Annotated in this window: 10 protein-coding genes; 8 read left to right on the top strand and 2 right to left on the bottom strand. The window is 68.1% G+C overall.

The genetic code is table 11. The features are described from left to right. Positions 1 to 52: 52 nt before the first annotated feature. Positions 53 to 3202: a glycoside hydrolase family 2 TIM barrel-domain containing protein gene (locus tag FPZ11_RS06890; protein ID WP_146319503.1), complete on the bottom strand. Its 3150-nt coding sequence runs from the start codon at positions 3200 to 3202 to the stop codon at positions 53 to 55. Positions 3203 to 3439: 237 nt separating this feature from the next. On the opposite strand from FPZ11_RS06890, the gene FPZ11_RS06885 reads away from it, so the two are divergent. The 8 genes from FPZ11_RS06885 to FPZ11_RS06850 all read left to right on the top strand — a co-directional run bounded on the left by FPZ11_RS06885 (position 3440) and on the right by FPZ11_RS06850 (position 13011). Continuing rightward, entirely contained in the window at positions 3440 to 4777 is a 1338-nt protein-coding gene (locus FPZ11_RS06885; protein ID WP_146319501.1) for an ABC transporter substrate-binding protein, read from the top strand. After that, positions 4777 to 5742: a carbohydrate ABC transporter permease gene (locus tag FPZ11_RS06880; protein WP_146319499.1), complete on the top strand. Its 966-nt coding sequence runs from the start codon at positions 4777 to 4779 to the stop codon at positions 5740 to 5742. Before FPZ11_RS06885 ends, FPZ11_RS06880 begins: the two co-directional genes overlap by 1 nt. Continuing rightward, positions 5739 to 6665 carry a carbohydrate ABC transporter permease gene (locus tag FPZ11_RS06875; protein WP_146319497.1) on the top strand — a complete coding sequence of 309 codons (927 nt, stop codon included), beginning with the start codon at positions 5739 to 5741 and terminating at the stop codon, positions 6663 to 6665. The genes FPZ11_RS06880 and FPZ11_RS06875 overlap by 4 nt, the downstream gene beginning before the upstream one ends. A gap of 80 nt (positions 6666 to 6745) precedes the next feature. After that, positions 6746 to 7540 carry a DeoR/GlpR family DNA-binding transcription regulator gene (locus FPZ11_RS06870; RefSeq protein ID WP_146322758.1) on the top strand — a complete coding sequence of 265 codons (795 nt, stop codon included), beginning with the start codon at positions 6746 to 6748 and terminating at the stop codon, positions 7538 to 7540. Beyond that, complete coding sequence (locus tag FPZ11_RS06865) at positions 7537 to 9639, top strand: alpha-galactosidase (RefSeq protein WP_437438622.1); 2103 nt, start codon at positions 7537 to 7539, stop codon at positions 9637 to 9639. Before FPZ11_RS06870 ends, FPZ11_RS06865 begins: the two co-directional genes overlap by 4 nt. 174 nt (positions 9640 to 9813) lie before the next feature. Further along, positions 9814 to 10689, top strand: coding sequence for a tryptophan 2,3-dioxygenase (gene kynA / locus FPZ11_RS06860; RefSeq protein WP_146319495.1), 876 nt, complete (start codon positions 9814 to 9816; stop codon positions 10687 to 10689). 22 nt (positions 10690 to 10711) lie between these two features. Further along, positions 10712 to 11755 (top strand): amidohydrolase family protein, encoded by a 1044-nt coding sequence (locus FPZ11_RS06855; protein WP_146319493.1) that lies wholly within the window; start codon positions 10712 to 10714, stop codon positions 11753 to 11755. Then, positions 11752 to 13011 carry a kynureninase gene (locus FPZ11_RS06850; RefSeq protein WP_146319491.1) on the top strand — a complete coding sequence of 420 codons (1260 nt, stop codon included), beginning with the start codon at positions 11752 to 11754 and terminating at the stop codon, positions 13009 to 13011. Before FPZ11_RS06855 ends, FPZ11_RS06850 begins: the two co-directional genes overlap by 4 nt. A gap of 17 nt (positions 13012 to 13028) precedes the next feature. Here FPZ11_RS06850 and FPZ11_RS06845 read toward each other — a convergent pair whose 3' ends face one another. Beyond that, positions 13029 to 14246, bottom strand: coding sequence for an MFS transporter (locus FPZ11_RS06845; protein WP_168203756.1), 1218 nt, complete (start codon positions 14244 to 14246; stop codon positions 13029 to 13031). Between the last annotated feature and the right edge of the window lie 92 nt (positions 14247 to 14338).

Here is a 14338-nt window from a genome sequence, read left to right as displayed (position 1 = left end):
CGACCCTCCACCGGCTCGCCGGGTCGTTGAGCGGCGGAGCGGGCGCACGGTCCTACCGAACCGCCAGCGACCAGCTCCAGGAGTAGGTGCCGGGTTCCACCAGGAACGGCGCCAGCGGTTCGGGACCGACCGACGCGGTGCCCAGCCCGCGGTGGGCGATGTCGGCGCGCACGATGGTCTGCTCGCGCCGCAGCAGCGCCCAGGAGTGCGCCGTGTTCTCCAGGTCGGCCACGCTCTGGTGGGATGCCGTGAACAGCACGCCCTCCCCGAACCGCAGCACCACGCTGCGGGCTCCATCGCTCAGCGTCGCCTCGGTCACCCCGGTGCGCCCGCCGTTCTCCTGCGGCCGGATGTACGGCGTCTGCAAGGCGTCGACGGTGGACTCCCACCGCCCGAGCAGCCCGCTGGAGCGGCGATCGGGATACGTCTCATGCGGCCCGTCGCCGACCCAGGTCACGTGCTCGAAGCCGGGCACGAGAGCGAACTCGATGCCGATCCGCGGGATGTCTCTCAGCGACGGCGGGATCGTCACGGTCTCCTCGAACACGAGTGCGTCTCCCGCAGCCGTCACACGCTGCGTGTGCGGGATCACCTCGCCGCCGAGCGTGACGTAGTGCGCGGTGACGGTGAGAGCGTCGGCATCCTGCTCCACGGCCCGGTCGACGGACTCCACGCGCCTGGTCGCGTCGCGCAGTCCTGTCGCCTCCAGCCGCTGCCACGTCGGGATGGACTTGTCGTTGTCGGTCAGAGCACGCCAGAACTGCAGCCGCGGACCCGCGGCGAACACCGGGTGCTCGACGACTCCCTCGGCGTCGACGGAGACCGGGTGCGCCCCCTCGACTCGCTGCGCTCGCTCAGGCAGCTCCGCATGGGGTGCGTCCTTGCGATCGTCGGCGTCCGCTCGCTGAGCGAGCGCAGCGAGTCGAAGCGTCGGCGCCTCGCCCACGCGCACCTCGAGCACGGCGAGCTCGGTGCCCGCCGGCGCCCACGCCTGCTCGCTCGCGGTGCGCACGGCGATGCGCAGCGCCAGCACGCCCCCGCTCGTCAACGCGTGCACCAGTTCGGAGGGCAGCGTCACGGCGGCGGTCTCGCCCGGCCCGGCGATGGCATCCAGCAGCACGGCGTCAGACGCGGTGCCGTCGACGCGCGACACCGTCGCCTCGAGTGTGAGGCCGTCGAGCGATGAGAACGTCTGGCGGTTGAGCAGGCGCAGGCTGCCCGCACGGGCGGCGTCGGCATCCGATACCACCTCGATCGGCGAGAACACGCGCCGCATCTCCTGGATCGCCGGATGCGGAGACCCGTCGGGGAACAGCAGTCCGTCGATGCAGAAGTTGCCGTCGTTCGGCTCGTCGCCGAAGTCACCGCCGTAGCGGTAGCGCCCGTCGCCGTCGGGATCGAGACCGTGGTCTTTCATCTCCCAGATGAATCCACCCTGCAAACCCGGTGTGGAGCGGATCGCGGCCCAATAGTCGTCGAACGATCCGTTGGAGTTGCCCATCGCGTGGCTGTACTCGCACATGATGAGCGGGCGGTCGCCGCGCTCGTCTCGGCCGTATCCGACGATCGCGTCGATCGGCGGATACATCGGGCACACGATGTCGGTCTGCGCGTGCCCGCCGAACCAGTCGCGGGCGATCGCGCCCTCGTAGTGCACGGGTCTCGTGGAGTCGTAGCCGCGCACCCAGCCGGCCGCGGCATCCTGGTTCACGCCGGATCCCGCCTCGTTGCCCAGCGACCAGATGATGACGCAGGCGTGGTTCTTGTCGCGCAGCACCAGCCGCGAGACCCGATCGACGAACTGGTTCAGGTAGGCGGGGTCGTCGCATAGCGACCACGCCCAGTCGTGCGTCTCGAGATCGGCCTCGTCGATCACGTAGAACCCGTACTCGTCTGCCAGGTCGTAGAACGCCGGGTCGTTCGGGTAGTGCGACGTGCGGATGGCGTTGAAGCCCCAGCGCTTGAGGTTCGCGAGTTCGCTCGCGATCGTCTCGCGGCTCAGCGTGCGTCCGGTGTGCGGGTCGAACTCGTGTCGGTTCACACCCTGCAGCCAGATGCGGCGCCCGTTGACGAGCAGGTCGCGGCCGATGATCTCCACCCGGCGGAATCCGACGCGCAGGTCGGTGGAGTCGAGAACCACGCCGTCCGCGTCGACGAGCTCGACGGTGAGGTCGTGCAGCGCCGGGGTCTCAGCGCTCCACGGCGCGACCCCCGGCACGTCGATCGAGACCGCCGCCCGACCGTGCGGGGCGGGCAGGTTGGCCCAGGTCGCCGCCGCGGCGAGCGAGCGCTCGGGCTCGGGCAGCGGCAGGCGCGCCGCGTTCCGGCCGTGCAGCGAGAACACGTTGGCGCCGGTCGGCACCTGGGCGAGCAGCTCCTGCGCGTGTCCCTCCTCGGGGTCCACGAGTGCTCTGGTCGACACGGATGCCTCGCTCTGCCACGCAGCATCGCCCGCGCGCAGCCGCACGCGAACGCTCAACCCCGCGGGGGTGGCATCCTGCGGCGACCCCACAAGGGCCTGCACCTCGAGCCTGCCGTCTCCGGATGCCGCGTCGTAGTCCGCGATGGCGCGCACGTCGCGCAGGAACACCCGTCCCGTCGTGTAGAGCCGCACCCCGCGCGTGATGCCGCCCAGCCACCACTGGTCCTGGTCTTCGATGAAGCTCGCGTCCGACCACTTCACGACGGTGAGCTCGAGCTCGTTGTCGCCCGCGTGCACGAGCGCGGTCACATCGAACTCGGCGGCGAGTCTGCTGCCTTTGCTGACACCGACCTGCGTGCCGTTCACGCGCGCCAGCAGCACGCTCTCCGCCGCGCCGACGCTGAGCACGATGCGGCGCCCGTCCCACTCCTGCGGCACCCGGAACGTGCGGCGGTAGACGCCGGTGGGATTCTCCTCCGGAACGGTCGGGGGAGAAGAGGGGAAGGGCATCCTGATGTTCAGGTACTGCGGCAGGTCGTCTGTGCCCTGCAGCGACCACGCCCCGGGCACCGTGATGTCGCGCCAGTCGTCGCTCGGTTCGCCGTCGGGGCTCGGCAGCAGCTGGAACCGCCATGTGCCGTCGAGATCGAGCACGTCGTCGGGGGCCCGGCCGTCGAACCGGGTCGTGCGGGCGACGGCGTGCATCGGCTCACGTCCGATCGACGTGAGCTGCGGATGCCGCCACGCGGCCGCCGTCGATCCCTCGAGTGACGCGGACATGCGAGCTCCTTCGGTCGTGGTGCGGGTCGTGTGCGAATTTATGCGATTTCACTCAGCCTCGCATGTTGTCGTATGCATGTTAGAGGTACCTCAAGGCGGCTCTGCGGCCCGTCCGCTCGGCGATCGATCGGGATTTCCGGTTGTTTCCAAGATGTTATATACAGTGAGGCTGTGAGTGAATATGCTCACTTCTGTGCGAATTTGCACGCCCCCTCTGCACGTTACAAAGGAGTCAACATGCGCGGTCAGAGCAATTTCGGTGCCCCGGTCTCCGGTGTCAGCCGACGAGATGTTCTCAAGTTCGGCGGGGCTGCTGCCCTGAGTTTCGCCGCCGTTCCCCTCCTTGCCGGCTGCTCCAGCGGTGGGAGCAGCGGCGGCTCGTCCGGTCCCGGCAGCATCACGTTCGGATCGAACTACTCCGATCCGGCGCCCAAGTCGGCGTTCGGAGACCTGACCAAGGCCGCGACGAAGTCGACGGGCGTGAAGATCGACGTGAACACCGTCGATCACAACACCTTCCAGAACAACATCACGTCGTACCTGCAGGGCACGCCGAACGACCTGTTCACGTGGTTCGCCGGCTACCGCATGCAGGTGTTCGCCGACCAGGGCCTGATCGAGCCGATCGACGACGTCTGGGACAAGATCGGCAAGAACTTCCCGGACTCGGCCAAGGCGCTCTCGAAGGGGACCGACGGCCACTACTACATCGTGCCGATCTACAACTACCCGTGGGTCGTGTTCTACAACAAGAGCACGTTCCAGGAGAAGGGCTACGAGATCCCGACCACCTGGGATCAGATGATCACGCTCTGCAAGAAGATGCAGAGCGACGGGCTCATCCCGTTCGCGTTCGGTCAGCAGGACGGTTGGCCTGCACTCGGAACGTTCGACATCATCAACCTGCGCCTGAACGGCTTCGAGTACCACATGAAGCTGATGCAGCACAAGGTGCCGTGGACCGACTCGAAGGTCACCGACGTGTTCAACAAGTGGGCCGAGCTGATGCCCTACGTGCAGCCCGGCGCCACCGGTCGCATCTGGCAGGACGCGGTCAAGACGCTCGAGGCCAAGAAGGCCGGGATGATGTTCCAGGGCACCAACCAGGTCGCCGCGCAGTACGTCACCGACAACGCGGATCTGGACGACCTCGACTTCTTCGTGTATCCGGAGATCGACCCGACGTGGGGCCAGGACTACATGGATGCTCCCGCAGACGGTTTCTGCCTCGCGAAGAAGGCGAAGAACGTCGACCCGGCGAAGAAGGTCTTGGAGTACATCGGCACCGGACAGGCCGAAGCCGCCTACCTGAAGAACGACAAGTGGGACGTCGCCCTCGCCAATGACGCGGATGTTCCGTCGTACAACGCGATCCAGAAGAAGTCGGTCGAGGTCATCAAGGCCTGCAAGAACGTCGCGCAGTTCCTCGACCGCGACAGCGACCCCGGATTCGCCGACAACACGGTCGCCGCAGCGGTGGACAAGTTCATCAACAGCCCCACGCCGGCCACGATCAAGTCGATCCAGTCCAGCCTTGAGGCGCAGGCGAAGACCGTCTTCACCGCTCAGCACTGATGACTGAAACCGAGAAGCAGGCGGCACTCGGGCCCGATGCCGCTTCTGCGGCGCCGACTCCTCGTCGGCGCCGCAGGGCGCTGCGGCTGACGAAGCGGGATCGCGTCCTGCTCATCGTGCTGCTGGGCATACCGCTGCTCGCCGACCTGGCGTTCGTCTGGTTCCCGGCGGTGACGAGTGTCGTGCTGTCCTTCACCAGCTGGAACGGCGTCGGTGCGATCCAGCCGTGGGTCGGAACCCAGGAGTACAAGTTCGCGTTCACGGTCGACCCGCAGTTCTGGCCCGCCGTGCTGCACAACATCATCTGGGTGCTCGTGTTCGGCCTGATCGCGACCCCGCTCGGCATGCTGTTCGCGGTCATCCTCGATCGCAACCTCAAGGGCAGCCGCATCTACCAGAGCGTGTTCTTCCTGCCCGTGATGCTCTCGCTCGCCCTGATCGGCATCATCTGGGAGCTGATGTACTCCCAGAACTACGGCCTGATCAACACGCTGCTGGGCCGAACGGGCTCCGATGCCATCAACTGGATCGGCAACCCCGACCTGAACCTCTGGGCCGTGCTCGTCGCGGCGTCATGGCGTCAGGTCGGCTACGTCATGATCCTGTACTTGGCAGGGCTGAAGGGCGTGGATGCCTCGCTGCGCGAAGCCGCGCAGATCGACGGCGCCAATCCGTGGCAGACCTTCTGGCGGGTCATCTTCCCGGTGCTCAAGCCGATCAACATCGTGATCATCGTGATCACCGTGATCGAGTCGCTACGGGCCTACGACATCATCTACATCATGAGCCACGGCACGGTGCTGCCCGGCCTCGAGCTGCTGTCGATGTTGGTGACGCAGTACATCATCGGCCAGACGACGCGCATCGGGTACGGATCGGCGTTGGCCACGGTCTTGCTGGTCATCGCGCTCGTTCCGATCATCATCTTCCTCGTTCAGTCCTTCCGGAAAGACGAAAAGGCATGACGACCATCTCCAGTACGCAGGCATCCACTGCGGCCACGACGAGCGGCGGAAAGCGGCGAGCGGGAGGGGTGCGGCCCGGCCGCATCGCAGCCCACACGTTCATGATCATCATGGCGTTCGCATGGGTGCTGCCCCTCTTGTTCGCGCTGTACATCTCCTTCAGGCCGATCAGCAGCACGGCGAAATACGGGTACGTCTCGCTGCCCATCGGCGGTCTCACCTTCGCGAACTACGTGAACGCGTGGACCCAGGGCGAGATCGGGCACTACCTCATCAACTCGGCGATCATCACGATCCCCGCCGTGCTGATCACGCTGTTGTTCGCATCCGCCGTCGGATTCGTCATCTCGCAGGTGAAGATGCGCGGCCGTCTCGTGCTGCTGATCATCTTCACCGCGGGCAACCTGCTGCCCCAGCAGGCGTTGATCACCCCGCTGTACCGCATCTTCTTGAGCATCCCGTTGCCGAACTGGCTCTCGTCGAGCGGCCTGATGTACGACTCGCTCTTCGGCCTGATCGTCATCAACGTGACCTTCCAGCTCGGGTTCTGCGTCTTCGTGCTCAGCAACTACATGACGACCATTCCAGGGGAGCTCTACGAGGCCGCGTTGGTCGACGGAGCCAGCCTGTGGCGACGGTTCTGGAATGTGACGCTCCCGATCTGCCGGCCGGCTCTTGCCGCGCTGGGCACCTTGCTCACGATCTGGATCTACAACGACTTCTTCTGGGCGACGGTTCTCATGTCGACGGGCTCGAAACGCCCGATCACGTCGGCGTTGAACAACCTCCAGGGGCAGTTCGTCAGCAATCAGAACGTGATCGCCGCCGCCGCGTTGATCGCCGCCGTGCCGACGCTCATCGTCTATCTCGTGCTGCAGCGTCAGTTCGTGGCCGGTCTCGCGCTCGGGGCCACGAAGGGCTGAGGAACGTCGAGAGACCCCGTCCATCTCCGGACGGGCGAAGTCGCAGGGGTCGGAATGGACGAGCAAGGGATAATCGCATGATGCTGGCAGCCGCGCGTCAGAGCGCCATCGTCACCCGTGCCCGAGAACGCGGAACCGTTCGCGTCACCGAACTCGCCTCGCAGTTCGGGGTGAGCGAGATGACCGTGCGTCGCGACATCGACGTGCTCGTGACGGGCGGACTGCTCGAGCGGGTGCACGGCGGAGCGACGTTGCCGGGAGGCGGGCTCAGCACTGACGAGCCGGGCTTCGAGTCCAAGATCGTGCGCGAGGAGCAGGAGAAGCTCGCGATCGCCAGGGAGGCGGCATCCCTCGTGCGCCCCGGCAGCGCGATCGGCATCAGCGCAGGCACCACGACGTGGCGACTCGCCTCCCTGCTGTCGAACGCGCCGCTGGACTGCACCGTCGTCACGAACTCGGTGCAGGTGGCCAGCGTGCTGTTCCCGCGCGCGGGCAATGGCCAGGGCAACGTCATCCTCACCGGGGGCGAGCGCACCCCGTCGGATGCCCTGGTCGGCCCGATCGCCATCTCCGCTTTGCGTCAGCTGCATCTCGACTATCTCTTTCTCGGTGTGCACGGCATGGACGAGAACGAGGGCTTCACCACGCCGAACCTGCTCGAGGCGGAGACCGACCGCGCGTTCGTGGGCGCGGCGCGGCGGGTGGTGGTGCTGGCCGACCACACCAAGTGGGGCACGGTCGGCATGTCGACCATCGCGGAACTGCACGAGGCCGCCGTCGTCATCAGCGACGACGGGCTGAGCAAACACGCGCAAGAAGTGCTGTCGGCGCGGGCCGGCGAGCTGCGCATCGTCGAATCGAAAGGCAAACCATGATCGATCGCGTCCACCTCCGTCGTGCGGGTGTCAGCCTGCTGCTCGATCTGCGTGACGGCGATGCTCGCATCGTGCACTGGGGCGCCGACCTCGGCGAGCAGATTCCCGGCCTCGCCGCGCTCGAGCCGTCCGTGCCGCACTCCGCGTCGGACGAGCCGGCTGCTGTGTCGTTGCTGCCGCAGGCCGCCAGAGGTTGGCGGGGCACGCCGGGAACGGCAGGCGATCGCGGATCACGCGACTACTCGCTGCGGCTCGTGCTGCAGGATGCCGTCGCCGACGACGCGCGCGCCGAGCTGACGCTGGTGGACGCGAACGCGGGCATCCAGGTGCGCGCCACGCTCGCCCTCGAGCCGAGCGGGCTCCTGCTCGTCGACCAGGAGCTGACGAACACGGGCGAGACCGCGTACCGGGTCGGCGCGCTCGATGTCACGCTGCCGCTCCCGTCGCAGGCGACGGAGGCGCTCGACCTCACCGGGCGCTGGTCGCGCGAGAAGCATCCGCAGCGCAAGGGCATCGATCAGGGCACCTGGACGCGCACCGGCAGACACGGCCGCACCGGACACGATTCGACGCTGGTCATCGCTGCAGGCACACCCGGCTTCGGCTGGCGTTCCGGCGAGGTGTGGGCGGTGCACCTGGGCTGGAGCGGCGACCACACCAGCCGCGTCGAGCGAGCGGGCGATGGGCAGAAGGTGCTGGCCGTCGGCGAGCTGCTGCACTCCGGCGAACTCGTGCTGGAGCCGGGGGAGTCGTACCGCGCGCCTCGCGCGTTCGCGGCATACTCCGGCTCGGGACTCGACGGGGTGAGCGAGCGCTTCCACGAGTGGGTGCGGGCCAGGGCGGGGCATCCTTCGACGCCGCGACCCGTGATGCTCAACACCTGGGAGGCGGTCTACTTCGACCACGACCTCGAGGTGCTGCGTCAGCTCGCGGATGCCGCGGCCGACCTCGGCGTCGAGCGGTTCGTTCTCGACGACGGCTGGTTCCTCGGCCGGCGCAGCGACAACGCCGGTCTCGGTGACTGGTTCGTCGACCCCGACGTGTGGCCGCAGGGGCTCACCCCGCTGATCGAGACGGTGAACTCCCGCGGCATGCAGTTCGGGCTGTGGGTCGAGCCCGAGATGATCAACGAGGACTCCGAGCTCGCCCGGACGCATCCCGACTGGATCTCGGGTCCCGGCGATCGCGTGCCGCTGCGCTGGCGTCACCAGCAGGTGCTCGACCTGGTCAATCCGGATGCCTGGCAGTACATCTACGACCGCCTCGACGCGCTCCTCACGGAATACCCGATCGCGTACCTCAAGTGGGACCAGAACCGCGACCAGCCCGAGCTCGGACACGACGGACGATCGTCCACGCACGATCAGACGCTCGCCGCCTATCGGTTGTTCGACGCGTTGCGCGCTGCGCATCCGGACGTCGAGATCGAGAGCTGCTCGTCGGGCGGCGGGCGCGTGGACCTCGGAATCCTGGAGCGCACCGACCGGGTGTGGGCATCCGACACGAACGACGCGCTCGAACGCCAGACCATTCAGCGCTGGACCGGCCTCGTGCTGCCGCCCGAGATCGTCGGAGCGCACGTCGGCCCTGCCACGTCGCACACCACGGGTCGTACGCACGCGCTGTCGTTCCGTGCGATCACTGCCCTGTTCGGGCACTTCGGCGTGGAGTGGGACGTGCGCGGGCTCAGCGACGCCGAGCGCGAAGAGCTGCGCCGGGTGATCGCGTTCTACAAGGCGAACCGCGAGCTCATCCACACCGGGCGGTCCGTGCGTGTCGACCGGCCGGATGACACCGACAGCGCGTACGGCGTGGTCGCGCCCGACGGATCGCGCGCCTTGTTCGCCTACGTGACACTGGCGACCTCGCCCGACGAGGCGCCCGGCAAGCTGCGCGTGCCAGGGCTCGACCCCGATGCCCTCTACCGGGTCTCCCTCGCGCTTCCGCTCGACCGGCACGGCTTCGCCGGCCGCGCGCTGCCGTCCTGGCTCGATGACGGCCAGGTCACGATGAGCGGTCGCGCGCTCGAGGCGATCGGACTCGCGATGCCGTTGCTGCGCCCGGAACGGGCCATTCTGCTGGAGGTGGCGGCGCAGTAGCGCCGCTGCCGGTTGAGGAGTGCGCGGCGTAGCCGCGTACGTCTCGAAACCCGGCTGGCGGACGCGCGGGAGTTTCGAGACGCGCGCTTCGCGTGCTCCTCAACCCACGGGACGGAGGTGACGCGCCGCTCGCGCGAGACGCGAGAATGGAGAGCGGAACGCGAGGAGGCGTGCATGACCGAGACGGCGGCATCCGATGGACGGCGAGGCGACCGCTACGAGCAGAGCATCGTCACCGACTTCAGGCAGCGCATGAGCTACTCCTCGTACCTCGACCTCGAGCGTCTGCTGTCGGCGCAGCATCCGGTGAGCCACCCCGAGCACCACGACGAACTGCTGTTCATCGTGCAGCACCAGACCACGGAACTCTGGCTCAAGCTCGTGCTGCACGAGCTCGAGGACGCCTGCGCCCTGCTGCGCGACGACCTGCTGCAGCCCGCGCTCAAGCGCATCGCGCGGGTCAAGCACATTCAGCGCACGCTCACCGAGCAGTGGTCGGTGCTGGCCACACTCACGCCGACGGAGTACTCGCAGTTCCGCGGGTTCCTCGGCAACTCGTCCGGGTTCCAGTCGTGGCAGTACCGCGCCGTGGAGTTCGCGCTGGGCAACAAGGATGCCCGCATGCTGCGGGTCTTCGAGAGCGACCCGGCCGCGCACGAATTGGTCGAGGGCATCCTGAATGCGCCGACGCTCTACGACGAGTTTCTGCGCTATCTGCACCGCGCCGGATTCGACGTGCCTGCCTCGGTGCTCGAGCGCGACGTGCGCGAGGCCTACCGGTTCACGCCGGAGCTCACGCCCGTCTTCGTGCAGATCTACGAGCACGCTGACGACCACTGGTCCCAGTACGAGGCGTGCGAGGAGCTCGTCGACCTGGAGGACAACTTCCAGCTCTGGCGGTTCCGGCACCTGAAGACCGTGCAGCGCACCATCGGCATGAAGACCGGCACCGGCGGATCCAGTGGCGTGCCCTTCCTGCAGAAGGCGCTCGACGTGACGTTCTTTCCCGAGCTCTACGCCGTGCGCACGCAGATCGGCACGACCGCGTGAGCAGTCGCGTGGGGGGTCGCCCGTGAGTTCGCAGGGCATGCTCGTCTCGTTCGAGGCGATCTGGCTCGGCACGTCGTTCCGCGGGCGCGGCGTGTTCGAGGTGCGCGACGGACTGCTTCACCCGTCCGAGACGGATGCCGTCGTCGACGTCGAGGTGCCCGGCACGCTCTTCGCACGCCTCACCGACCACCACGTGCACCTGACGCTCATCGACCCGGCCTCGATCATGGCGGGCGGGATCACCCACGTGATCGATCTCGGCGGCGATCCCGCGGTGACGTCGCGGCTGCGCGAGGAGTCGAGGAACCCGTCGTCGGCCGGGGCGCTTCCCGGCATCCACATCGCGGGCGCGTTTCTGACGTGCGTCGGCGGGTACCCGAAGGGGAGGGCCTGGGCGCCGGAGGCCGCCGTCGTCGAGCTGTCGGACCCAGCCGACGCGGAGACTGCGGTGGGCATGCAGGCGGCGCACGGGGCATCCCTGATCAAGGTCACGCTGAACTCCGTCGCGGGCCCCGTGCCGTCGCCCGACCTGCTCGCGGCGATCGTCACGGCGGCGCGGGCGGAGGGCCTGCCCGTCGCTGCGCACGTCGAGGGCGAAGGGATGACCCGCCGCGCCCTCGACGCAGGCGTGAACGTTCTCGCCCACACCCCGTTCACCGAGCGACTCGACGCCGAACTCGTCGCCCGGCTCTCCCGCGCACGCACGGCGGTCGTGTCGACGCTCGACATCCACGGCTGGGGTGATCCGACAGAGGCGTCGGCCATCGCCTCCGACAACCTTCGCCACCTGGCCGCTGCCGGCGCGCGCGTGCTCTACGGCACCGATCTCGGCAATGGGCCGCTGCCGCTCGGCGTGAATCCGCGCGAGCTGGCGGCGCTCCCCGCAGCGGGTGTCGAGCGCGACGCGCTGGTGGAGAGTATCGCCGGCACGGAGCATCCCGATGCCGTCGGCCCGCGGCTCGCCTGGGTGCCGGGCGTGCCGCCGGAGTCGGCCGCCGACACCGCCTCATGGCTCGCCGCCGCGCGAGCCGTCACCGTCGACCACCTGGAGGACGCACTCAGATGACAGCACCCGACCCCTTCCTCTCTTATGCGCGCCGTGCCGACCGCAGCGACGGGCTCGCCCACTTCAGGTCGCGCTTCGTGCCCTCTGACGGGCTGGTCGCCTATTTCGACGGCAACTCGCTCGGCCGACCGACCGAGCAGAGCGTGGAGCGCATCCAGCGCTTTCTCACGCAGGCGTGGGCCGGGCGGCTCATCCGCGGCTGGGACGAGGAGTGGATGCAGCTGCCGTTCACCATCGGCGACAGGCTCGGCGGAGTCGTGCTCGGTGCAGCGCCGGGGCAGACGATCATCGGCGACTCCACGACCGTGCTGCTGTACAAGCTGGCGAGGGCGGCGGTGGATGCCCGGCGCGGCTCGGGCGCGCGCACCGAGATCGTGCTCGACACCGACAACTTTCCGACCGACCGCTACGTGCTCGACGGCATCGCGGCCGAGCGCGGCCTCATGCTGCGCTGGATCGAGGCCGATCCGGCATCCGGGGTGACCCCGGAGCAGGTGGCGGCCGTCGTGGGGGAGAAGACGGCGCTCGTCGTGCTCAGCCACGTGGCCTACCGCTCGGGCTTTCTCGCCGAGGCACAGGCCATCACCCGCATCGCGCACGACGCCGGAGCGCTTGTTCTCTGGGACCTCTGCCACTCGGTCGGCTCGGTGCCCGTCGAACTCGACAGGTGGGAGGTCGACCTCGCGGTCGGATGCACCTACAAGTACCTGAACGGCGGACCGGGGTCGCCGGCCTTCGCCTACGTGCGTTCCGATCTGCAGCAGGTGCTGCGCCAGCCGATCCAGGGCTGGATGGGTGCAGCGGATGTCTTCGCCATGGGTCCCGAGTACGCCCCAGCCGACGGCATGCGTCGCTTCCTCTCCGGCACTCCGCCGATCGTCGGCATGCTGGCCATGCAGGACACGCTGGAGATGATCGAGGATCGCGGCATCGAGGCGGTACGGGCCAAGTCGCTCGAATTGACCGAGTTCGCGATCACGCTCACCGACGAATGGCTGGCTCCGCTGGGCGCGACACTGGCATCGCCGCGCGATCCGGCGTCGCGTGGAGGTCACGTGACGGTCTCGCACCCGGCGATGCGCGCTGTGACGGCCGCGCTCTGGGAGCAGGGCGTCATCCCCGACTATCGCGACCCCGACGGCCTGCGCATCGGGCTCTCGCCCCTGTCGACGTCGTTCGAGGAGACGTACCACGGCATGGCCGCGGTACGGGATGCCCTCCGCACCGAGCTGCTGAACGCGTCGGGCCTCGGGTAGGCGAGACGGGTCCAGCCTCAGCCGGCGTGCCGGGATCGTCGAGACAACACCATGCCGAGGAAGCCCATGGCCGCGACCAGCACGTACAGTGCGCCGGAGAGGCCGAATCCCGCTCGCGGGCTCACGGCATCCGCCACGACACCGGCCAGCAGCCCGGTGAACGGGTTCATGCCGGGGATCGCCATGTTCCAGATGCTCATCACCTGACCACGGATGGCGGCAGGGGCGGAAAGCTGCACAAACGCGTTGGCGCGGGCGATGAACCAGATGGAACCCGCTCCGCTCGCAGCCAACCCCAGGCCGAACAGCCACACGTTCGGCGCGAGTGCCGTCGCGATCACGACCAGCCCGGTGCCCAGTGCGAGCATGGCCGTCGGTGCGAAGACGGGTGCGCCGCTCTGCATCGTCGCCCGGAGCGCGCCGAGCAGGGCGCCGATCCCGAACACGGCGGTGAGCGTGCCGTAGACCCCGCCGTCGAGCGCGAACGTCTTGGTGGTGATCAGCGGCAGCGTGACCGTGAGGTTGAAGAGCATCCCGGAGACGCTGGCCAGCACCAGCGTGACGACGACCGGCGGGGTTCGAGTGGCCCAGCGGATGCCCTCGAGCAGTCCCGTGCGCCGCTCCCGGTGCGCCTCCCGTTGGCTGACGGCTTGCCGATTGAGGATCAGCGCGATGAGCGCGGGCACGAACGAGACCGCGTTGAACACGAAGCACGGCACGATCCCGACAGTGGCCAGCAGCAACCCGGCCAGCGCCGGTCCCACCACCCGCGCGCTGTTCATCACGACCTCGTAAAGTCCGATCGCCGAGGGCAGCAGCCGGTGATCCAGCACGTCCATCAGGTACACCTGACGCGCGGGAGCGTCGATGGAGTTCACCAGTCCCGTCGCGATGCCGATCGCATAGATGAACGGGAGGCTCTCGTATCCCAGCGCGGTCACGACCGCGAGCAGCGTTCCGATCGCGATGAACGCCACCTGCGTCCACACCAGGAGCCGTCGGCGGTCGAAACGGTCGACCAGCACGCCGACGAACGGCCCGAGCACCAGTACCGGCAGGTAGATCGCGAAGGTTATGCCGGCCAGGGCTATGCCGCTTCCTGTGGTCTGCGTGACGAGCCACGCCATACCGATCAGCTGGGTGGAGGTGCCGGACGCGGAGAAGATCTGCGAGACGAACCAGCGACGGTATGGGCGAACCGCGAGGGCGGCGCGGGCGGTGCTCGGTTCGGACACACGACGATGTTGCCAGACCTCGTCGGCCCGCTCGACATGACAGATAGCGCTTTCCCGCCGAGAACGTGCCTGATTGGCATGTTTCGAGGCGG

The sequence above is a fragment of the Humibacter ginsenosidimutans genome, from assembly GCF_007859675.1.
In the GTDB taxonomy this organism is placed as follows: domain Bacteria; phylum Actinomycetota; class Actinomycetes; order Actinomycetales; family Microbacteriaceae; genus Humibacter; species Humibacter ginsenosidimutans.
This window is presented reverse-complemented; position numbering and strand designations above follow the sequence as displayed.